Raw genomic sequence first — 20,661 nt, 5'->3', positions numbered from 1 at the left:
CCTCATCCTGCTGACAAAACCGAAAATCGACTAGCTGAACTTGTTGCTCTTGTTAAAGCCGCGCGGTGGAAGCCGGCCCGCATTGCCACGTCGGGTATACCAGCCGGTCAGGTCGGTCTCCGTCCGGGTACGCTCGCCGGATTTCCAGGTAAGCCCCTCGTCACGCGTGAAGGTCTTGATGTCCGAAAGCCCGCCGTCCTTGTACCGCTGCAGGGTCACACCCCGGCCACGGGTCATCTCGGCGAGTTCCTCCAGCGCGAAGCAGTTGAGCTTGCGGTTATCCCCGATCACGGCAACGCTGTCCCCTTCCACGTCAATGCAGAACGCCGCCTCAACATCGCCGGAGACATTGAGCACCTGCTTGCCGTTACGGGTCTGGGCAATGACACTGTTCTCATCGACGACAAAGCCGCGCCCATCACTGGAGGCAACCAGAAGCTTCCGATCCGGCTTGTGGACGAACAGCGCGACAATATCCTGATCATTCCCGAGATCGATCATCAGCCGCACCGGTTCCCCATGCCCGCGTCCGCGCGGGAGCTTGTCGCAGCCAATGGTGTAGAACCGTCCGTTGGTCGCGAAAAGCACCAGCTTGTCCGTTGTTTCCGCCTTGATCCAGAACCGGCCCTTGTCACCGTCCTTGTATTTCTCGGCCCCGTTCTCGTCCATATGGCCCTTCAGGGCCCGGATCCAGCCCTTGTCGGAGCAGATAACGGTAATCGGTTCTTTCTCGATCATTGCTTCAAGCGGGATATCGGGCAACTCCTGAGCTTCTCCGATACGGGTCCGGCGCTCGGAGATTGCCGGCAGCTTTTGCAGCGCCTTCTTCATCTCGCGAATCTCTTCCGCAATGGCTTCCTTCCGGAGATCCTCGCTCTCCAGCAAGGCCTCAAGGTCAGCCTTTTCCGCGCTCAGGGTGTCATGCTCAGTGCGCAGTTCCATTTCCTCCAGCTTGCGTAAAGACCGCAGCCGCATATTGAGGATCGCTTCCGCCTGATTGTCGGTCAGCTTGAAGGTGTCGATCAGGCTTTGCTTCGGATGGTCCTCCTCGCGGATGATGCGGATCACCTCGTCAAGATTGAGGAAGACGATCAGATAGCCCTCCAGCACTTCCAGCCGCGCCTCGATCTTGCCAAGACGGAATTTGGAACGACGGATCAGAACCTCGAAGCGATGATCGAGGAAGGCGAGCAGCACTTCCCTGAGGCTCATCACCCGGGGCGTCTGTGTCGCGTCCAGCACATTCATGTTGAGCGAGAATCGCGTCTCCAGATCACTGAGGCGGAACAGCCCCTGCATCAGCATCTCCGCCTCGACATTCTTGCTGCGCGGCTCCAGCACCAGCCGGACATCCTCGGCCGATTCATCCCGTACATCAGCCAGGAACGGCAGTTTCCGGGTCTGGATCAGGTCTGCAATCCGCTCGATCAGCTTACTTTTCTGCACCTGGTAGGGAATCTCGGTGACGACAATCTGGTAGGTACCGCGTCCCAGATCCTCCACTGCCCAGGTCGCCCGCTGACGGAAGCTGCCGCGGCCGGTCAGATAGGCTTCTCGGATATTTTCCGGTTTCTCCACCAACTCCCCGCCGGTCGGGAAATCAGGACCCGGAATAAACTCGACCAGCTTGTCAATGCCAGCATTCGGGAACTTGATCAGATGCAGCAGCGCATTCGCAAGCTCGGTCGCATTATGCGGCGGGATGGAGGTTGCCATGCCGACGGCAATCCCGGCGGAGCCATTGGCAAGCAGATTCGGGAAGGCGGACGGGAGCACCACCGGCTCCTTGTCCTCGCCGTCATAGGTCGGGCGAAAATCAACCGTATCCTGATCGATATCCCGGAGCAGCATCTCGGCAATGACCGTCAGGCGCGCCTCGGTATACCGCATGGCTGCCGCGTTATCGCCGTCGATATTGCCGAAATTCCCCTGCCCTTCCACCAGCGTGTAACGCTGCGCGAATTCCTGCGCGAGCCGAACCAACGCGTCATAAACCGACTGATCACCATGCGGGTGATATTTACCGATCACGTCACCGACGACACGGGCGCATTTCTTAAACCCCGACCCCGGATCGAGCTTCAGCAGCCGCATCGCATAGAGGAGACGTCGGTGAACCGGTTTCAGCCCGTCGCGCACATCTGGAAGAGAACGGGACATGATTGTGGACATCGCATAGGCGAGGTAACGCTCGCTTATGGCGTCTTTCAGCGAGGTCGGAACGATCTCGCCGGGGGAGATAGGGGAATGGTCACTCATGCCCCCTATATACCACCTGATTTTGCTTTGGGGAGGGAAAAATTAGGCCTCGTCATTTTCCGTTATTTTTTTCCCGGAATCCGGGGCGTGACGGCGCCTGAGTGCGGCCAGCATCCGCTCCCGCGCGGAGAGTTGAACCCTCGGGTGATGCTCGCTGATAAATTTCCCGATGAAATAGCCAGTAAGCTCCAGCCCGCCAAGAATATCGGCTGACGTCGCTTCCTCCGCGGCGTCCGGATCGAGCGACCGGGCCCCCAGAAAGGCCGGCAGGCGCAGCAACTTTTCCCGATAGGGTGCCCCGGCGCCAGCGCTGACAGCCCGCCCGGACTTGGGTGAGACATAAATAAGATCCGTCGTCATCCCGGTCGCAGCGCAGTGGCTCAGATCGAGGCCATAGCCGATCTCGCTCAGGAGCCCGAGTTCCCAACGCGCCAGCAGGAGTGGCCAGATTTCCGGCTGGTCATTGAGCGCATCGAACAGCAGCAAGGTCGCGTCATAAAGGGCGCCATGCGGCTCCCGCTCGGGCAGGACAATATCCAGCAGCGCCAGCGCGGAACTCGCGCCAGCCAGCGCATCCGCGCTATCGAAGAGTCCGCTTGCACGGGATTTCCGAAGTTCCACGGTAAAGGTGCCGAGCTGCTCGGCCAGACGGCTCCGCCAGCCAAGATCGACTTCATTACCCGGTTGCAGGATGCCGCGCAGGCGGCGCCCGACGCCGCCGCGCACCAGTCCGGCACAGCGACCATGCTCACGGGTAAAGGCATGAATAATCACGCTGTTTTCCCCATGTTTTCGGATGCTGAGGATAAGGCCGCTATCGTTCCATTGCATTTTCCGAGCCTACCAGATCACGCGGTCATTCCGAACAGAATTCGGACCGCTTTTTTCTCACAAGCCGTGACCGAGAGGCGTCCCAAAGGGGAAACAGAGGAAGGTACAATGCCCCTGGAAGCCCATATCGCACTGATCAGCACCATCAAGGATAAATATCTCCGTTACCATGAGCTGGAGACCGAGGGAATCGAGTGGCTGTCCTCCCCGCCTGATATCCTCACCCCGTTCAAATATCATCGCTGTCTCTGCAGCGGGCCGACGTCAGGTTATCAGATCGCCCTTAAGTATGACGGGCTGATCTGCCGCATCGATGTGACGGCCTGGGGGGTGTCCTACCGGAAATCAACGCCAACCTATCATGACATGGAGATTATCCAGATCACCGATAACACTCCCTACCGGCTTGAAATCGTCCTGATCTAGCAACCAGAGTGGACGAACCCGTTACGATGCACGGTATTTCCTCGGGACATTGACTGGGATCAATGTTGCAATTGTGAAACATCTTAGTCTGCCGCGCAGGAATTCAATTGTATTATGTATTTAAAGGAAAAACAGATGTCCTCACGCAAGACCAATGGCCGCGACAAATTGATCGGCAGGCTCCGTGAAGCTGCCTATATCTTTGCCTTCCCCGTTTTCATTCTGCTTTGGGCGATAAATTCTTACGCGTAAGGTAAAAAAATGCGGTCGCACCGGCGACCGCACTCTCTGTTTCTGTTCCGCTATTTACTGATCCAGCTTCGGTTTCAGAATTTGGGTGACGACACCGGGATTCGCTTTTCCCTGCGTTGCCTTCATCACCTGCCCCATGAAGAAGCCGAATAGCTTGTCCTTGCCGTCGCGATATTCCGCAACCTTGTCCGGGTTGGCGGCGATCACCGCGTCGATAGCCGCCTCGATCGCACCGGTATCGGAGACCTGTTTCAGGCCCTTTTCCTCGACAATGTCACCTGCCGCCTTACCGGTATCGAACATCTCCTCAAAGACTTCTTTCGCGATCCGGTTGGAGATTGTGCCGTCCTTGATCAGGTCGATCAACTCACCCAGCGCATTTGCCCCGACCGGGCTTTCCGACAGGTCCTTGCCGGTCCGGTTCAGGTTACCGAACAATTCACCAATGACCCAGTTTGCAGCAAGCTTGGCGTCGCGCCCTTCGGCCACCGCCTCGAAATAATCGGCGACTTCCTTTTCCGTGACCAGCACGCCAGCGTCATAGGCGGAAAGCCCCAGTTCACTGATAAAGCGTGCTTTTTTATCGTCCGGCAGCTCCGGCAGGGTCTCGCTGATCCGCTTGATAAAGGCATCATCGAATTCGAGCGGCAAAAGGTCCGGATCGGGGAAATAGCGGTAGTCATGCGCCTCTTCCTTGGAGCGCATGGACCGGGTCTCCCCCTTGTCCGGATCGTAAAGCCGGGTTTCTTGATCGACCGTGCCACCCGCTTCCAGGATATCGACCTGGCGGTTCGCTTCATAGATGATCGCCTGCTGCATGAAACGTACGGAGTTGATGTTCTTCATCTCGCAGCGCGTGCCATACGCGTCGCCGGGTTTGCGCACGGACACATTGACGTCGGCCCGCATGGAGCCTTCCTCCATATTGCCATCGCAGGTGCCGAGATAGCGGACAATACTGCGCAGCTTCTTGACATAGGCTGCGGCCTCCTCCGGCGAGCGCATGTCCGGCTCGGACACAATTTCCATCAGCGGCACACCGGAGCGGTTCAGGTCGACGAAGGTCTGGCTCGGGTGCTGGTCATGCAGGCTTTTTCCCGCATCCTGCTCCAGATGCAGGCGGGTGATGCCGATTTCCCGGGTCTCGCCGTCTTTCAGGTCGATAATGATTTTTCCCTCGCCGACGATGGGCTGGAGAAACTGGCTGATCTGGTAGCCCTGCGGCAGGTCGGCGTAGAAATAGTTCTTCCGGTCGAAGACGGAAAATTTGTTGATCTTCGCGTTCAGGCCAAGACCCGTCCGCACTGCCTGTTCCACCGCCATCTCGTTGATAACGGGCAGCATGCCGGGCATGGCCGCATCGACGAAGGAGACCTGGCTGTTTGGATCTGCACCATATTCAGCGGATGCGCCGGAAAAGAGCTTAGATTTGGTGGTGACCTGTGCATGGACTTCAAGGCCGATCACGACCTCCCAATCCCCGGTGGCACCCTGAATAATCATTCCCATTGTTATCCTCTCCACCAGTCAGTCGGTTTGGCGGTAAAGCCCGCAGCCTCTTCCAGAACGCCGGCTACGCGGAACACGGTTTCCTCATCAAACGGCTTGCCCAGCAGTTGCAGGCCAAGCGGGAGACTCTCTTTCGACAGACCCGCCGGAACCGAAATACCCGGCAATCCCGCAAGACTTGCAGGTACCGTAAACACGTCATTGAGATACATCTCGAGCGGGTCATCCCCCTTCTCGCCGAAGCCAAAGGCGGCGGAGGGTGCCGTCGGGGTGAGGATTGCATCCACGGAGAGATACGCCTGCTTGAAATCCTCGGCGATGCGGGCGCGGACCTTCTGTGCCTTCAAATAATAGGCATCATAATATCCGGCGGAAAGCGCATAGGTCCCGATCAACAGGCGGCGCTTCACCTCGTCGCCGAACCCTTCGGCCCGGGTGCTCGCATACATATCGTTGAGGTCCTTGCCCTCCACCCGGAGACCGAAACGAACCCCGTCATAACGCGCGAGATTGGAGGATGCCTCCGCCGGTGCGATGATGTAATAGGCCGGAAGGGCGTATTTGGTGTGTGGCAGGCTGATGTCGACGATTTCCGCGCCGGCGTCCTTCAGCCAGTCGATGCCCTTTTGCCAGAGCGCGTCAATTTCATCGCTCAGGCCGTCAATGCGGTATTCCTTCGGAATGCCAATCCTGAGGCCCTTGATATCGCCGGTCAGTGCGTCCTCAAAATTCGGCACCGGCATATTCACGCTGGTACTGTCCTTCGCATCGAACCCTGCCATGGATTCCAGCATGATCGCGGTATCGCGCACTGTGCGCGCCATCGGTCCCGGCTGGTCGAGGCTGGAGGCAAAGGCCACCACTCCCCAGCGCGAGCATCGCCCGTAAGTCGGCTTCATGCCGACAATGCCGGTGAAGGAAGCCGGCTGACGGATCGAGCCGCCAGTGTCTGTGCCCGTCGCGCCCATGGCACTGAACGAGGCAACCGCACTCGCCGAACCACCTGACGAACCGCCCGGCACGAGCGCAGTATCGTCGCCGTCGCGCCGCCAGGGATTGACCACATTGCCGTAATAGCTGGTCTCGTTGGAGGAGCCCATGGCGAATTCGTCAAGATTGACCTTGCCCAGCATCACTGCGCCCGCGCCCCAGAGATTGGCGGTGACGGTGCTTTCATAATGTGGCGTGAAGCCATCGAGAATATGAGACGCCGCAGTGGTCAGCACGCCCTTGGTGCAGAAGAGGTCCTTGATGGCGAGCGGAATTCCCTCGAGCTTGCCCGCCTCCCCTTTTGCGCGGCGCGCATCGGAGGCCGTAGCGGCATCAACTGCCTGCTCCGGTGTTTCCGTGATATAGGCATTGAGCGGCTTCGAGGCCGTCATCGCCGTGATATGGGCGGCAGTCAGCTCGCGCGAGGAAAAATCGCCCTTGGCAAGGCCGTCGCGGGCCGCCGCGATTGTCAACTTGGTCAGGTCACTCATTATTCGATCACCTTCGGTACGGCAAAATAACCGTCTTCACCGCCCGGCGCGTTGGCGACGACATCCTCGACATAGCCTCCGTCCGTCACCTCGTCGGCGCGCCAGCGCAGGCGCATCTCGGCGACCGAGGTCATCGGCTCCACATTGTCGGTATCTACTTCGCCAAGCTGTTCTACCCAGCCCAGTATATTATTAAGTTCGGCCGCCATCGGTTCGAGGTCTTTTTCCTCGATCTTGATGCGGGCCAGATTGGCTACTTTAGCCACAGTGGCTTTATCAAGCGACATCTGTCACCCTTTGCTATAAAAGAAGCTATCCGGAGGGTCGGCCCGGACTGTTTCCAACTTAAAAACGGACGCCAAGCCGACATTGGCTGCAAACTAGCGTAACCAATGCTTCTCGACAACCCCACCCATTTGAAACATCTGTTGCCCCTCGACAAGCGGCTGCTCGGCATGGATCCAGGCACAAAAACCATTGGACTGGCCATTTCCGACCCCGGCTTGAAAATAGGCACGCCTCTTATGACAATCAAGCGGACAAAGTTCAAGGCGGATGCGGAAGAAATCCGCAAAATTATCGAGAAATGGTCTATAGGCGGTTTCGTTATCGGGCTGCCAATCAATATGGACGGAAGCGAAGGGCCTCGCTGCCAGTCGATTCGCCAGTTTCAGAAAAATCTCGAGGAATTTTTCGACCTGCCCATGTGCTTCTGGGATGAACGCCTGTCCACCGCGGCCATGACCCGCAGCATGATCGACGCCGACGCATCCCGCCAGAAACGGGCAAAAGCGGTCGATAAAATGGCCGCCGCCTATATCCTCCAGGGTGCCCTCGATTCAATGCGATAAAAATATCAACTTGCGCTTGTCGCTTTTCCGTTAGGCCGCTATACAGTCGGCTTTTAATGACAAACACAGATTCCATACGATTTGCCCATAGGCATCTCCTTGATATCGCACGGCTTGATGCATCCGATATCAACCAAATCCTTTCTTTAGCCGAACATTACGCAGAGATCGCCCGCACGCCCGATAAAAAGCGTGACCTGCTGCGCGGCAAGACCCAGATCAACCTCTTCTTTGAGAATTCCACCCGCACGCGCACCTCCTTCGAGCTGGCGGGCAAACGCCTTGGCGCGGATGTGATCAATATGTCGGTCGGGTCCAGCTCGGTCAAAAAGGGCGAGACACTGATCGACACGGCGATGACCCTGAACGCCATGCATCCGGATGTGCTGGTGATCCGCCACGGTGATTCGGGCGCGCCGCACCTGCTCTCCCAGAAGGTTGATTGCGCCGTCATCAATGGCGGAGACGGCAGCCATGAGCATCCGACGCAAGCACTCCTCGATGCGCTGACCATCCGCCGCCGCAAGGGACGGCTGGAAGGGCTGATCGTCGCCATCTGCGGCGATATCCAGCACAGCCGCGTCGCCCGGTCCAACATCGCCCTGCTCAACATTATGGGCGCAAGAGTGCGCATTGTCGGGCCGACAACGCTGATCCCGTCGAACGCCGCGAAAATGGGCGTCGAGGTTTACAATAAAATGTCAGAAGGACTGAAGGATGCGGATATCGTCATGATGCTGCGTCTGCAGACAGAGCGGATGCAGGGCTCCTTCGTGCCATCGATCCGCGAATATTTCCACTTTTTCGGCCTGAATGCGGAAAAGCTCTCTGTCGCCAAGCCAGACGCCTTGATCATGCATCCAGGTCCGATGAACCGGGGTGTCGAGATTGACTCTGAGATTGCCGACGACCTCAATATCAGCGCCATCTCAGAACAGGTGGAGATGGGCGTCGCCGTCCGGATGGCCTGCCTTGACCTTCTCACACGGGAGTCCGCGGCATGAGCAATCCGATCCACGCCCTTATCAACGCCCGCCTGCTCGACCCGGCAACAAACACGGATACCCTGGGTGGTGTCCTGATTGAGAAGGGCAAAGTTCTCGACTGGGGCGCCCATATCAAAAAGGGCACCCTTCCCGACGGCGCAATAATAGAGGACTGCCAGGGATATTGCCTGAGTCCGGGCCTCGTCGATGCCCATGCCTACCTCTGCGAGCCGGGCAAGGAACATCGCGAAACCATGACAACCGCCGGAATGGCCGCCGCTGCAGGCGGAGTGACCACCATCAACGCGTTTCCCGCGACTGAGCCTGTCATTGACGATCCGGCGATCGTGGAAATGGTGCTGCGACGCGCAAAAAACACCTGCGCGGTTAAGGTCTGCATTACTGGCGCGTTGACGAAAGGACTTCTCGGCGAGGAAATGGCAGAAATGGGCCTTCTCTCCGAGGCAGGTGTCGTCGCCGTCAGCGATGGCCAGTTCGCCATTCAGGCAATTAACCTGATGCGGCGGGCACTTGCTTATTCCACCATGTTTGACTTGCCGGTGATCGTTCATGCGGAAGACCCCGGTCTTGCCACCGGCGGCGTGATGACCGGCGGTCGCACCGCCACCTTCATGGGCCTCAAATCCGTACCCTCCTGCGCGGAAGCCATTCTGGTGGAGCGCGATATCCGCCTGGTCAAGATGACCGGTGCACGATGGCATGCGGCACATCTCAGCACGAAGGACGCCCTTGATACCATGCGCCGGGCGAAGAATGACGGACTGAAGGTCACGGCCGGCACCGCGCCGCACTATCATGCGCTGAATGACCTGGAACTCGGGGAGTACAGGACCTTTGCTCGCGTCTCGCCGCCACTCAGGGAGGAAGATGAGCGCCGTGCGGTGATCGAGGGGATCAAGGACGGCACGATAGATATCATCTCCTCGCAGCATCTGCCCCAGAGTGCAGACAGCAAGCGCCTTCCCTTCGCACAGGCCAAGCCCGGCGTGATCGGGCTGGAGACCATGCTGCCGGTCAGTTTGCGGCTCTACCACAATGGCGATGTCGACCTGCTTCGCTTGCTCCATACCATGACTGTCGCGCCGGCGAAGCTGCTCGGTCTCGACGCCGGGGCGATCAGAAAAGGTGGCGACGCGGACCTCATCCTGTTCGATACCGAGAGGCCCTGGCAGGTGGACGGCGACAAGCTGCTCTCAAAGTCGAAGAACACCCCGTTTGACGGCCATCTGCTGCAGGGCCGCGTTCTTAAAACCTTCGTGCGCGGCAAACCCGTTTTTGAGCTTTAGGAGGCTTCCATGCCCGATCCCCTAGGCGATATCAGCTTTACCTGGCCCTTCTATGCCGCCGCCGCAATCGGCTACCTCATTGGATCGATCCCCTTTGGGCTGGTGCTGACCAAAATGGCCGGGCTTGGCGATGTGCGGAAAATCGGCTCGGGCAATATCGGGGCGACAAATGTGCTGCGCACCGGCAACAAGGGCCTCGCGCTCGCCACACTCCTGCTTGATGGCGGCAAGGGTGCGATTGTCGTCATCCTCGCCAACAGTTTCCTGACACAGGATTACGCCGTACTGGCGGGCGGCGGGGCTTTTCTCGGCCATCTATTCCCGGTCTGGCTGAAATTCAAGGGCGGCAAGGGCGTCGCGACCTTTATTGGCGTAATGCTCGCGATCAGCTGGCCTGCTGGTCTCGGCGTTGCGCTCACCTGGCTGCTGACTGCCCTGATCTTCCGGATTTCCTCTCTCTCCGCCCTGGTCGCTGCCGCGCTCGCACCTGTGTATATCTATATTCTTCAAACCCTCTCTCCGCTTGGCGACACCTATTACGGCGATACCCAGCGCATTGAATTCGCCGCGCTGATGGCCGTTCTCATCTTTATACGCCACCGCGAGAATATTAGCCGCCTGCTAAAAGGCGAAGAACCACGCATCGGCAAAAAGAAATCCTGACTTCGGGTTGAACAGCTTCCTTTTTATACTTACTTAAAAGGGAAATTTGACGCCTGTAAAATCAAGGGATGGGCCGATGGATGCCGGCGCAACATACCATGTCAAGGATGCCAATGTCCGCCGCCTGCAGGCCTTGCAGGACGCCGCCGGTCAGGCCTTCACCGCGCATGTCGCCCGGCACAAGGCCGAAATCGCGCGGCGACACAGCTATTTCAAGGAAAAATTTTCCATTCTTGGAAAGAACATCCGGGATATCGGGGAAGACATCGTTGCCGCACCGCCGGAAGAACCTGGGCCAGCCCCGTCTGCTCTTCAACCGGACCCGGCCAGTCCCGACCCAATATTGAAACGACGCGAGCAAAGGGCGGAACGCCGACGCCTTCGCAAACTACGAGGGTGCCGGACAGCTATTCGCGATGCCTCACCCGCTGCGCCCGTACAACCAAGGGAGACGCCGCCAGATACCATGAAAAAGATATCGATCTCACCGCAACAGCCTCTGACATCCAACGCCGCAGAAGAAATGAAAGTCCTGATGGAAATCGAGAAATTCGAGAAAATGCGGCAGCAGTTAAAACCGGAACCAGCGCCTCCACCCCCGGCCGAGCCCATCCCGCCCGAGGCGGCACCCCTGTCCTCTCCGGCAGATGTAAAGGGAAAGGCAGACGGGTTTTCCCTTACAAATATCTTCGACCTGTCGCCGCGGTTTCGCGATATCGGGAACGAGGACAACGAGACATAGCTACTATTAAGCGCGCAAATAGATAGCCAGAATTCAATTGACGCGATTAATAGACTTCTGCCATCTTCCCCAAATGGAACAGCAACGCGAATTGTCGCCGGAAGAAAGGCTCGCCTGGCTTCGCCTGATCAGGTCCGAGAATGTCGGACCGATCACCTTTTTTCAGTTGCTGGGCCGGTTTGGTACCGCGTCGAAAGCGCTTGAGGCCCTGCCGGACCTTGCGCGAAAAGGCGGCCGGAAAAAGCCGATCCGGGTTTGCCCGGCGGGGGAGGCATCGCGGGAGATGGAGGCGCTTCTCGCGTTTGGCGGACGGATGATCGCCGCCTCGGAGCCGGATTACCCGAAAGCCCTCAGCATGATCGCCGACCCACCACCTGTGATTTCCCTGCGTGGCCATGCCCACCTGCTGAACAGGGATATTCTCGCCATTGTTGGCGCCCGCAATGCCTCTGCCGTGGCGCTGCGCCTGACCGGGCAGATCGCCGGCGGGATATCTCGCGAGAATATTATTGTCGCCTCCGGGCTCGCCCGCGGGATTGATACATCGGCGCATCGGGCATCGCTGGAGGGCGGGACGATCGCGGTTGTCGGGGGCGGTCTCGATTATCCCTATCCGCGCGAAAACGAGGCCTTGCAAGAGGAAATATACGAGCGCGGCTGCGTTATCGCCGAGCAACCCATGGGTACGGTGCCCCAGGCCCGCCACTTTCCCCGCCGCAACCGGATTATCTCCGGGCTGGCACTCGGGGTGTTGGTGATGGAAGCCTCGCCCCGCTCCGGTTCGCTCATTACGGCACGCATGGCCCTTGAGCAGGGACGCGAGGTCTTTGCCGTCCCGGGCTCCCCCATGGATCCGCGCGCCAAGGGCACCAACAACCTGATCCGAAACGGCGCGACACTGGTAGAGGAGGCAGCGGATATTATCGATGCGCTGGAAAGCATACGTCGACGGCCGCTAAAGGAACCCGACCAGCCGCGCCTCCCCTTCCTCGATCCGGTTCAGCCCGACGAGCAGGAGCTGGACCGCCTGCGCCCCGATATCATCACCTATCTCAGCCCGACGCCCGTTGAAATCGACGAGCTGATCCGCCTGACCGGACACCCCGCCGCAACGATTTTAACGATTTTACTTGAACTGGAACTGGCAGGCAGAATAGAACGCCATTTCGGGAACAGGGTTTCAATCGTCGAATAGCGTCTTTATATATCACGGCATGACGCGGATTAGAGAGACCTTGAAAACAAGTAGAAAGCCTGCGGTATTGATATGAACGTTGTTGTTGTCGAATCCCCTGCAAAAGCCAAGACGATTAATAAGTATCTGGGCAAGGACTATACGGTTCTGGCATCCTACGGGCATATCCGCGACCTGCCATCGAAGGATGGATCGGTCGAGCCGGATGAGGATTTTGCCATGCATTATCAAAATGATGCGAAATCCGCAAAACATATCAAGGCTATCGCCGATGCGCTTCAAGGCGCCGAGAATCTCTACCTCGCCACTGACCCGGATCGCGAAGGGGAAGCCATCGCCTGGCATGTGCTGAAAGTGATGGAGGAGAAGAAAAAACTGAAGGGCGCGAAAGTCAGCCGCGTCGTCTTCAACGAGATCACCAAACGTGCCGTGCTGGAGGGAATCGCCCATCCGCGTGAGCTGGATATGAACCTCGTGAATGCGCAACAGGCGCGCCGCGCCCTCGATTATCTTGTCGGCTTCACATTATCGCCGGTCCTTTGGCGGAAATTGCCCGGCGCAAAATCCGCTGGCCGGGTGCAATCCGTCGCCCTTCGCCTGATCTGCGAGCGCGAGCTTGAGATCGACGCTTTCAAGGCCGAGGAATATTGGACGATCGACGCGGATTTCCTGACCGAGAAAAAGGACAAGATCACCGCGCGGCTGACCCATCTCGCAAACAAGAAACTCGACAAATTCTCGCTTCCCAATGCGGAGACGGCAAAAGCCGCGGCGGAAAAATTGCGCGCCGGCAGCTTTTCCATTGCCGATGTCACCCAAAAACCCGCCAAGCGCAACCCCTCCCCGCCCTTCACCACCTCAACCCTGCAGCAGGAAGCCTCCCGTAAGCTGGGATTTGGGGCGAAGCGGACCATGATGGTCGCGCAGAAGCTCTATGAGGGGTTCAATCTCGGCGGCGAGACGCAAGGCCTGATCACCTATATGCGAACAGACGGTGTCAGCCTGGCGATGGAGGCGATGCATAGTGCGCGGGACGTGATCGCGAGTGAATATGGCAAGGAATATGTGCCGGAAAAGCCGCGATTCTATAAATCGAAGTCTAAGAATGCACAGGAGGCCCATGAGGCCATCCGCCCGACAGACCTGTCCCGCACCCCTGCAATGGTCGCAAAATATCTCGATCAGGAGCATTTACGGCTTTACGAACTGATCTGGAAACGGACAATCGCCAGTCAGATGGAAAGTGCACAGCTCGAACGCACCACCATCGATTTCAGTGATGGCGACGGCCAGACCTTGCGCGCCACCGGCAGCGTTGTACGCTTCCCCGGCTTCCTCAAGCTTTATGAGGAAGGCCGCGATGATGTCGCTGATGACGAAAACGGCAATCGACTGCCCGCCGTCAAGGCCGGGGAAAATGTCGCGACGGACAAGGTCACCGAGGACCAGCATTTCACCGAGCCGCCGCCCCGTTATTCCGAGGCAAGCCTGGTCAAGAAACTGGAAGAACTTGGCATCGGCCGCCCGTCCACCTATGCCTCCATCATCTCCGTCCTGCAGGACCGGGATTATGTCCGGATTGACCAGAAACGCTTTATCCCCGAGGATAAGGGACAGCTGGTAACGGCCTTCCTCGCCTCCTTCTTCACGCGCTATGTGGAGTATGACTTCACCGCGCAGCTGGAGGAGAAGCTCGACGATGTGTCGGCGGCAAAGATTGATTGGAAACAGGTTCTGCGCGACTTCTGGTATGATTTTAACCTTCTCGTTGAGGGAACAGCCGAACTTCGCGTCACTGACGTGCTGGAGGAACTGAACCGCGTTCTTGCACCGCATGTTTTCCCGCCGACGGAAGATGGCAAGGATCCACGCACCTGCCCGAAATGCGACGATGGCCGGCTGAGTCTGAAAACCGGTCGGTTCGGCGCTTTTATTGGCTGTTCGAACTATCCCGACTGCCGATTTACGCGCAAGCTGGGCGAAAGTGCGGACGACGCCAATGAGACGGCCGATGAAGGGCCCAAGGAGATCGGTCTCGATCCTGCCAGCGGCCTGATGATCACGCTCCGCAAGGGCCCTTACGGCCCCTATCTTCAACTTGGTGAGCCGGAGCCCAAGAAAAAGCCCAAACGCGTTTCCATCCCGAAGGATATTCCACTGGATGAAATCGATTTCGATCTCGCGGTCCAGCTGATCGGACTCCCGCGGGAGATTGGTCCGCATCCGGAGACCGGGTCCATGATTACGGCCGGGCTCGGCCGCTATGGCCCCTATGTGGAAAGCGACCGGAAATACGGTAAGCTCTCGAACAGCATGGAAGTGCTGACCGTCGGGATGAACCGCGCGGTCGAACTGCTGGCGGCGGCGAAAACGCGTGGCGGTGGACGGACGACGGCACCCCTGCGGGTCGTCGGGCAGCATCCGACGGATGGCGCTGACATTAACGTGAAGGACGGACGTTACGGCGCCTATGTCACCCATGGCGGGATCAATGCGACGATCCCGAAGGATGCCGACCCCCTGACGATCACGCTGGAAGAGGCGGTAAAACTGCTGGCCGAGCGGGCGGAGAAGAGCGGAAAGAAGCCGAAACTTGCGAAAAAGGCAGGGACGGCGAAGAAAAAAGCACCCGCGAAAAAGAAAGCCCCGGCGAAGAAAAAGGCCGCCCCCAAGAAATCCGCGGCCGCGGCGGAATGAGACGGCCTTTGACAATAGAAAATAGGATATCTTGACTCCAAAAAGCCAACAGAGCGAACATCTGCCGACCAAGGAACAGGTGCGCAGCTTTATCGATGAAAGCGAGACGCCCGTCGGCAAGCGGGAAATCGCCCGTGCCTTCAATATAAAGGGGGCCGACCGGATCTACCTGAAAAAGATCCTGAAGGAGCTGATCGACGAAGGTCATCTTGAAAAGGGTCGCAAGCAGGAACTCGCCCCGGCAGGCGCGCTTCCCTCCGTTGCAGTGATCGAGGTGGACCGGATCGACAAGGACGGAGAGGCCATTGCCCGCCCCGTCAGCTGGCAGGAGGACGGCAAGCCGCCCGTTATCTATGTGCTGCAGCCCGGCCGGACACAGGCGCCGGGCGTCAGGGACCGTCTGCTCGCCCGTCTGGCCCGCCAGAAGGACGGCACTTACGAGGCGCGTGTTATTCGCCGGCTGGAACCCTCTGTCGGGCCGACCCTTGGCGTCTATACGAAGATCGGCAAGGACGGGCGTGTGCAGCCCACCAACCGCAAGCTGAAGAAAGAGATTGTGGTCCGCGAGGAAAACTCCATGGGCGCCCAGAGCGGCGAAGTCGTACTGTGTGACATCCTGCCGGGCAAGACTTATGCCCTGCCCGAAGGTCGGGTAACGCAGCGTGTCGGCCCGATGGGCGACGCGGCCTCGTTAAGCCTGATTGCCATCCATGCCCATGGCATCCCGGATGAGTTCGACAAGGCGGCGATCAAGGAAGCCCTGGCGGCAAAGCCCGTCTCGCTTGGCAAGCGTACAGACCTCCGGGGCCTGCCGCTCCTGACCATCGATCCGGCGGATGCCCGGGACCGGGATGATGCGGTCTGGGCCGCACCAGATGATGACCCGAAAAACAAGGGCGGCTGGCAGGCGATCGTTGCCATTGCCGATGTCGCCCATTATGTGACCCACGGTTCCGCGCTTGATAAGGCGGCAAAGGAGCGCGGCAACAGCGTCTATTTCCCCGACCGCGTGGTGCCGATGCTGCCGCATGAACTCTCCAGCGACCTCTGCTCCCTGCATGAAAATGTCGACCGGCCGGTGATGGCGGTGCAGATGTGGTTTGATTCGGAGGGTAACAAGCTACGCCATAAATTCATGCGCGGCCTGATCCGCTCCATTGCCTCGCTCACCTACCGGCAGGCACAGGATGCCCATGAGGGGAAAACCGACGACAAGACGGAAATGTTGGCCACGGAGGTGATAGAACCGCTGTTCGGGGCCTACGCTGCGCTCAAGAAAGCCAGGACCAAGCGCCAGCCGCTCGACCTTGACCTGCCGGAGAGGCGAATCGAGTTTGGTGTGGACGGCTTTATCAAGGCCGTGCATAAACGGGAGCGGTTCGAGGCGCATATGCTGGTCGAGGAGTTCATGATCCAGGCCAACGTCTCGGCGGCGGAAACGCTGGTCAAGATGAAACAGCCCTGTATGTTCCGTGTCCATGAACCGCCAACCACGGACAAGATGATCGGCCTGCAGGAAACGCTCGCGGACATGAATATCCGCTACGCCAAGGGGCAGGTTGTCACCACGGAGACCTTCAACCGTATCCTCGCCCAGGCCGACAATGACATAGATCGGGAGCTGGTCAGCTCGCTGGTGCTGCGAAGTCAGTCACAGGCGGTCTACAGCCCGGACAATCTCCATCATTTCGGATTGCATCTCCAGAATTATGCGCATTTCACCTCGCCCATACGGCGCTATGCGGACTTGATGGTCCATCGCAGCCTGATCTCTGCCCTCAAGCTCGGCGATGGCGGCCTGAAGGATGAAGAGGCGTTCGAGTTCAGAGAGATCGGCACCCAGATTTCGGCCACAGAACGACGTGCCATGGTGGCGGAACGCGAAACGACGGACCGGTTTACCGCAGTCTTCCTCGCTAACAAGGTCGGGGAGATCTTCCAGGCGAAGGTCTCTGGCGTCACCCGCGCCGGCCTGTTTCTCTCCCTCGACGACAGCGGCGCCGACGCGCTCGCACCGATTTCCACCCTCGGCAACGATTTCTTCAATTTCGATCCCGAAAAGCATATGCTGGTCGGCAAGCGGACCGGGCGGGTTTTCCGTCTCGCGGACCGGCTCGCCGTGCGCTTGCGGGAGGTCGATATTGTGACCGGCAGCATGATTGTCGAGATTGAGGACGGGCGCGACGGCGGTTCCACTCCCGTGCGCCGACCGGATCCGAACCGGAAAATGAGAGGTGGGACGAAACCTCCGGCACGAAAACCGGTCAAGAAGAAAAAGCGCACCCTGCCCAAGGGGAAAAAGTGGGCACGCCGCCGTCAGGAAACAAGCTGATCGCTGCGGCACAGTGTCGCAAAGCCTTTTTCTTCATACATTTCATGTATAAGTGGTGGTAACATTCACCCATGGAATATTGATAAATAGGCACCGGATGAACATTACTCAAAATACGAGATCTGTGGCCCAGGCTTTCAAGCATGGTCTTCGTCGTCGCTGCCCGGATTGCGGCAAGGGCCAGGTTTTCAAAAGCTACATCAAGGTCAACCACACTTGCGATACCTGCGGCCTGGAGCTGCATCATCAGCGGGCTGACGATGCGCCGCCTTATTTCACAATGCTGATCGTGTTGCATTTTGTGCTCTCCGGCATGTTGACCGTTGAACAGGTCTATAGTCCGGAAACTTGGGTGCAGCTTACCATCTGGATGCCGATTTCCCTGCTCTCTGCGTTGTGGCTGCTGCCGCGGGTCAAAGGCGCGCTGATCGGCATTCAATGGGCCCGCCAGATGCATGGCTTTGGAGGTGACTTCACCTAAACTGACTGGACTTGACCAGCCCGCAGGTGCATAGTTGGACAAAAAATGGAAGTCCAACGATTATGAGTACAAAACCAAACAGATCCGTCGCCGAAAGTCGCACTGACGGGAGTAAAGCCCCGCGACCCAAAGATGCCTCTACCCTGATCCTCTATCGGCAGAGCAGCAAAAACATCGAAATTCTGATGGGAGAGCGGAGCGGGCGGCACAGTTTTATGCCGAATACCTACGTTTTCCCGGGTGGACGCGTGGATGCCAGCGACAGCCGCATTCCGCCGGCTGAGGACCTGCGCGAGGATGTGATGGCCCGCCTCCTTCGCGGCGGATGCACCCCGGCCCGCGCCCGCGCCCTTGCCATTGCCGCGATCCGTGAAACATTCGAGGAAACGGGACTGCGCCTTGCCGGGAACTACGCCCGGCCGAGAAAATCCCGCGTCGCCGTCTGGAACGACTTCGGCACGACGACCTGCGGTCCCGACCTCTCAAAACTCGATTACATTGCGCGGGCAGTCACGCCGCCATCGCGAAAGAAGCGCTTCAACACCCGGTTCTTTGTCGCCGATGCCGAGACTCTGGAAGGCGATATCAAGGGTTCGGGCGAGCTCCTCGACCTGCGCTGGGTGACGATCGAGGACGCGCTCCAACTGAATATTCCTGTCATTACCGAGAAGATTCTCGGCTATGCGGAGAAGTTTCTGAAAAACCGCCCGCCAGAAGACCCGACGGTGCCCGTTCCCATGTTCATGATGCGCCATGGCAAACGAATCTATGGTGAAGAATGACAAATCTGATGCCTTCTACGCGACCGGTCACCCCCCGGCATGCCGCCAGCCTTGTCATTTACGAGCAACGCGCCGATGACCTTTATGTCCTGATGGGCCGCCGCGCCAAGAGCCACAAGTTCCTGCCCGATGTCTATGTTTTTCCGGGAGGGCGCGTGGACCGGGCCGATGCGGATATGGCCCCGCTCGCCCCACTGGCGCCGGATATCGAAAAGATGCTCTCCCGCCCCTCCGATATGGCCCATGCGGTGGCAACGGCCGCTGTGCGGGAAACCCATGAGGAAACCGGCCTTGTCATCGGTGATCTTCAGGGCGACCAGCTGGTACCGGACCTGTCCAAGCTGGATTTCCTGGCACGGGCGATTACCCCGCCGAAAAGCCCGATCCGGTTCAACACACGCTTTCTCACGCTCGATGCGAAATATATAACCGGCGGCGACCTTGGCGGCTCCGGCGAGTTGATCGACCTGCACTGGATCCCCTTATCCGAAACCCATCGTGTCCCGCTCATCGATGTGACGGAATTCGTCCTCGACGAGATCGACCGGAAAATCAAGCGGGCTGCGGCACCATTGCCGCGACAAACCGGCACGGTCCCGATCTTCACCTATTACAGGGGCAAGCCGTTCATCCGCAATCACGACAATGGTTGACGACGCGCTGGTTGATAACCGGCGCGCCCTGATTGCCGTGATTGCCGCCGTAACGGCCATGGCAGTCTCTCTCAGCCTGTCTATCCCCCTGGTCTCGCTGCTGATGGAGAAGCGGGGCTATGGCAGCGACATCATCGGCCTGATGGGCGCCCTGCCCGCCCTCTCCTTCCTGCTGGCGTCCCCTGTCGTTCCTGCCTGCACACGTGTTGTCGGATCGGGCAAGATGCTGTGGGGCGGGCTCCTGCTTGCCGCAGCGTCCATCTGGGCCCTCGCCCTCTCGGACAATATCTATTTCTGGTTCTTCCTGCGGCTGATGATCGGCCTGTCGATGGCCGTGCTGTTCCTGATCAGCGAAACCTGGTTGAACAAGATTGCCCGGGAGAAAACCCGCGGGCGGACTATCGCCATCTACGTTTCTGCCATGACCTGCGGTTTCGCCTTTGGACCGGTGCTGATTAACGTCCTTGGCGCGGAAGGAAGCCTGCCCTTCATTGTTTCCAGCCTGATCGTCCTGAGTGCCGGGTTTGCATTCTTCATCGTCGGCGACCGGTTTCCTGACCTTGGCGAGAAAAGCAGCTATTCCATCTTCTCCTTCGTAAAGATCGCCCCGATGATTAGCGCGGCGACCTTGCTTGTGGCCTTCTTCGACGGCTCCGTACTGACTTTGCTGCCCGTTTATGGCGTCAAGAACGGGCAGACGCTTGAAATGGCCGTCCTGATGACCAGCGCCCTGCTTGCCGGCAATATCCTGCTGCAGGTCCCGATCGGCTGGCTCGCGGACCGATTTGACCGGACTAAGGTGATTCTCGGCTGCGGCCTTATCGGCGTGCTCGGCGCGCTGATCCTGCCTCTTGTCATGTTAAGCCCCTATCTGCTCTGGCCGCTCCTTATCATCTGGGGCGGCGGGGTCGTCGGCACCTACACCATCGCCCTTGTTATCATGGGGCAGCAATTCAAGGGTGGCGACCTGGTCATGGCAACGGCCGCAGTCGGCATGCTTTGGGGCCTTGGCAGCCTGTTCGGGCCGGTTCTCGCAGGCCTGGCGATGGAGATGTTCGAGCCACACGGCATGCCTCTGACATTCGCCGCCGCCTGCCTCCTGTTCGTCTTTGTGGCTGCCAATCACCTGCGCCGGTTGCGCAAAGGCTAAAAAAATCGAATTTTCCAAGCGCGTGCTTGACTTCGCTGATTAAATCCGTATTTTCCGGGCTTCG

18 protein-coding genes are annotated in these 20,661 nt (G+C 58.7%); 13 read left to right on the top strand and 5 right to left on the bottom strand.

From position 1 onward, the window contains the following. Positions 1–30 precede the first annotated feature (30 nt). Together parC and recO are read right to left on the bottom strand one after the other, a co-directional pair. Complete coding sequence (gene parC, locus J0X12_RS12210; protein WP_207046138.1) at positions 31–2,259, bottom strand: DNA topoisomerase IV subunit A; 2,229 nt, start codon at positions 2,257–2,259, stop codon at positions 31–33. A 42-nt stretch (positions 2,260–2,301) separates the two neighbouring features. Continuing rightward, the gene (recO, locus tag J0X12_RS12205) at positions 2,302–3,090 is read right to left on the bottom strand and encodes a DNA repair protein RecO (protein ID WP_207046136.1); all 789 of its coding nucleotides are present in this window, start codon (positions 3,088–3,090) and stop codon (positions 2,302–2,304) included. A 108-nt stretch (positions 3,091–3,198) separates the two neighbouring features. Here recO and J0X12_RS12200 point away from each other — a divergent pair, with 108 nt between their 5' ends. After that, a complete protein-coding gene (locus J0X12_RS12200; RefSeq protein WP_207046134.1) occupies positions 3,199–3,516 on the top strand; it encodes a hypothetical protein in 318 nt (105 codons plus the stop codon). A gap of 306 nt (positions 3,517–3,822) precedes the next feature. Here the strand turns inward: J0X12_RS12200 and gatB are convergent, their stop codons facing one another. From gatB to gatC, 3 genes are read right to left on the bottom strand one after another with little or no spacing between them, the layout of a single operon-like run. Further along, entirely contained in the window at positions 3,823–5,277 is a 1,455-nt protein-coding gene (gatB, locus tag J0X12_RS12195) for an Asp-tRNA(Asn)/Glu-tRNA(Gln) amidotransferase subunit GatB (RefSeq protein WP_237688134.1), read from the bottom strand. Positions 5,278–5,279: 2 nt separating this feature from the next. Then, positions 5,280–6,758 (bottom strand): Asp-tRNA(Asn)/Glu-tRNA(Gln) amidotransferase subunit GatA, encoded by a 1,479-nt coding sequence (gene gatA, locus J0X12_RS12190; RefSeq protein ID WP_207046132.1) that lies wholly within the window; start codon positions 6,756–6,758, stop codon positions 5,280–5,282. Beyond that, positions 6,758–7,045 carry an Asp-tRNA(Asn)/Glu-tRNA(Gln) amidotransferase subunit GatC gene (gatC, locus tag J0X12_RS12185; RefSeq protein WP_207046130.1) on the bottom strand — a complete coding sequence of 96 codons (288 nt, stop codon included), beginning with the start codon at positions 7,043–7,045 and terminating at the stop codon, positions 6,758–6,760. The genes gatA and gatC overlap by 1 nt, the downstream gene beginning before the upstream one ends. A gap of 105 nt (positions 7,046–7,150) precedes the next feature. Between gatC and ruvX the strand changes: the two genes are divergently transcribed. From ruvX to J0X12_RS12125, 12 genes are all read left to right on the top strand, one after another. Then, positions 7,151–7,609 carry a Holliday junction resolvase RuvX gene (gene ruvX, locus J0X12_RS12180; protein ID WP_207046128.1) on the top strand — a complete coding sequence of 153 codons (459 nt, stop codon included), beginning with the start codon at positions 7,151–7,153 and terminating at the stop codon, positions 7,607–7,609. 56 nt (positions 7,610–7,665) lie between these two features. Beyond that, the gene (locus J0X12_RS12175) at positions 7,666–8,613 is read left to right on the top strand and encodes an aspartate carbamoyltransferase catalytic subunit (protein WP_207046126.1); all 948 of its coding nucleotides are present in this window, start codon (positions 7,666–7,668) and stop codon (positions 8,611–8,613) included. Continuing rightward, positions 8,610–9,902, top strand: coding sequence for a dihydroorotase (gene pyrC / locus J0X12_RS12170; protein WP_207046124.1), 1,293 nt, complete (start codon positions 8,610–8,612; stop codon positions 9,900–9,902). Before J0X12_RS12175 ends, pyrC begins: the two co-directional genes overlap by 4 nt. Before the next feature lie 9 nt (positions 9,903–9,911). Further along, positions 9,912–10,565, top strand: a complete 654-nt coding sequence (gene plsY / locus J0X12_RS12165) for a glycerol-3-phosphate 1-O-acyltransferase PlsY (protein WP_207046122.1) — start codon at positions 9,912–9,914, stop codon at positions 10,563–10,565. Between the two features lie 76 nt (positions 10,566–10,641). Then, positions 10,642–11,307, top strand: coding sequence for a hypothetical protein (locus tag J0X12_RS12160; protein WP_207046120.1), 666 nt, complete (start codon positions 10,642–10,644; stop codon positions 11,305–11,307). Between the two features lie 37 nt (positions 11,308–11,344). After that, complete coding sequence (dprA, locus tag J0X12_RS12155; protein ID WP_207046119.1) at positions 11,345–12,502, top strand: DNA-processing protein DprA; 1,158 nt, start codon at positions 11,345–11,347, stop codon at positions 12,500–12,502. A gap of 72 nt (positions 12,503–12,574) precedes the next feature. Continuing rightward, positions 12,575–15,199 carry a type I DNA topoisomerase gene (gene topA / locus J0X12_RS12150; RefSeq protein ID WP_207046111.1) on the top strand — a complete coding sequence of 875 codons (2,625 nt, stop codon included), beginning with the start codon at positions 12,575–12,577 and terminating at the stop codon, positions 15,197–15,199. A 31-nt stretch (positions 15,200–15,230) separates the two neighbouring features. Further along, positions 15,231–17,531 (top strand): ribonuclease R, encoded by a 2,301-nt coding sequence (gene rnr / locus J0X12_RS12145; RefSeq protein ID WP_207046109.1) that lies wholly within the window; start codon positions 15,231–15,233, stop codon positions 17,529–17,531. A 97-nt stretch (positions 17,532–17,628) separates the two neighbouring features. Next, positions 17,629–18,012, top strand: coding sequence for a DUF983 domain-containing protein (locus tag J0X12_RS12140; protein ID WP_207046107.1), 384 nt, complete (start codon positions 17,629–17,631; stop codon positions 18,010–18,012). A gap of 62 nt (positions 18,013–18,074) precedes the next feature. After that, on the top strand, positions 18,075–18,794 hold the full coding sequence (locus tag J0X12_RS12135; RefSeq protein ID WP_207046106.1) for an NUDIX hydrolase: 720 nt from the start codon (positions 18,075–18,077) through the stop codon (positions 18,792–18,794). An 8-nt stretch (positions 18,795–18,802) separates the two neighbouring features. Continuing rightward, on the top strand, positions 18,803–19,447 hold the full coding sequence (locus tag J0X12_RS12130) for an NUDIX hydrolase (RefSeq protein ID WP_207046105.1): 645 nt from the start codon (positions 18,803–18,805) through the stop codon (positions 19,445–19,447). Then, the gene (locus J0X12_RS12125; protein WP_207046104.1) at positions 19,440–20,597 is read left to right on the top strand and encodes an MFS transporter; all 1,158 of its coding nucleotides are present in this window, start codon (positions 19,440–19,442) and stop codon (positions 20,595–20,597) included. The genes J0X12_RS12130 and J0X12_RS12125 overlap by 8 nt, the downstream gene beginning before the upstream one ends. Positions 20,598–20,661: the final 64 nt, after the last annotated feature.

This window comes from Sneathiella sedimenti (assembly GCF_017313765.1).
Taxonomy (GTDB): domain Bacteria; phylum Pseudomonadota; class Alphaproteobacteria; order Sneathiellales; family Sneathiellaceae; genus Sneathiella; species Sneathiella sedimenti.
The sequence above is the reverse complement of the archived record's forward strand: the minus strand, read 5'-3'. Positions and strand labels throughout refer to the sequence as shown.

Coding starts and splice junctions, on each gene's coding strand:
- J0X12_RS12175 (WP_207046126.1), top strand. CDS start 7,666: ATGACAAACACAGATTCCATACGATTTGCCCATAGGCATCTCCTTGAT.
- topA (WP_207046111.1), top strand. CDS start 12,575: ATGAACGTTGTTGTTGTCGAATCCCCTGCAAAAGCCAAGACGATTAAT.
- ruvX (WP_207046128.1), top strand. CDS start 7,151: ATGCTTCTCGACAACCCCACCCATTTGAAACATCTGTTGCCCCTCGAC.
- J0X12_RS12135 (WP_207046106.1), top strand. CDS start 18,075: ATGAGTACAAAACCAAACAGATCCGTCGCCGAAAGTCGCACTGACGGG.
- gatA (WP_207046132.1), bottom strand. CDS start 6,758: ATGAGTGACCTGACCAAGTTGACAATCGCGGCGGCCCGCGACGGCCTT.
- parC (WP_207046138.1), bottom strand. CDS start 2,259: ATGAGTGACCATTCCCCTATCTCCCCCGGCGAGATCGTTCCGACCTCG.
- pyrC (WP_207046124.1), top strand. CDS start 8,610: ATGAGCAATCCGATCCACGCCCTTATCAACGCCCGCCTGCTCGACCCG.
- J0X12_RS12130 (WP_207046105.1), top strand. CDS start 18,803: ATGCCTTCTACGCGACCGGTCACCCCCCGGCATGCCGCCAGCCTTGTC.
- J0X12_RS12200 (WP_207046134.1), top strand. CDS start 3,199: ATGCCCCTGGAAGCCCATATCGCACTGATCAGCACCATCAAGGATAAA.
- gatC (WP_207046130.1), bottom strand. CDS start 7,045: ATGTCGCTTGATAAAGCCACTGTGGCTAAAGTAGCCAATCTGGCCCGC.
- J0X12_RS12160 (WP_207046120.1), top strand. CDS start 10,642: ATGGATGCCGGCGCAACATACCATGTCAAGGATGCCAATGTCCGCCGC.
- recO (WP_207046136.1), bottom strand. CDS start 3,090: ATGCAATGGAACGATAGCGGCCTTATCCTCAGCATCCGAAAACATGGG.
- J0X12_RS12140 (WP_207046107.1), top strand. CDS start 17,629: ATGAACATTACTCAAAATACGAGATCTGTGGCCCAGGCTTTCAAGCAT.
- gatB (WP_237688134.1), bottom strand. CDS start 5,277: ATGGGAATGATTATTCAGGGTGCCACCGGGGATTGGGAGGTCGTGATC.
- plsY (WP_207046122.1), top strand. CDS start 9,912: ATGCCCGATCCCCTAGGCGATATCAGCTTTACCTGGCCCTTCTATGCC.
- J0X12_RS12125 (WP_207046104.1), top strand. CDS start 19,440: ATGGTTGACGACGCGCTGGTTGATAACCGGCGCGCCCTGATTGCCGTG.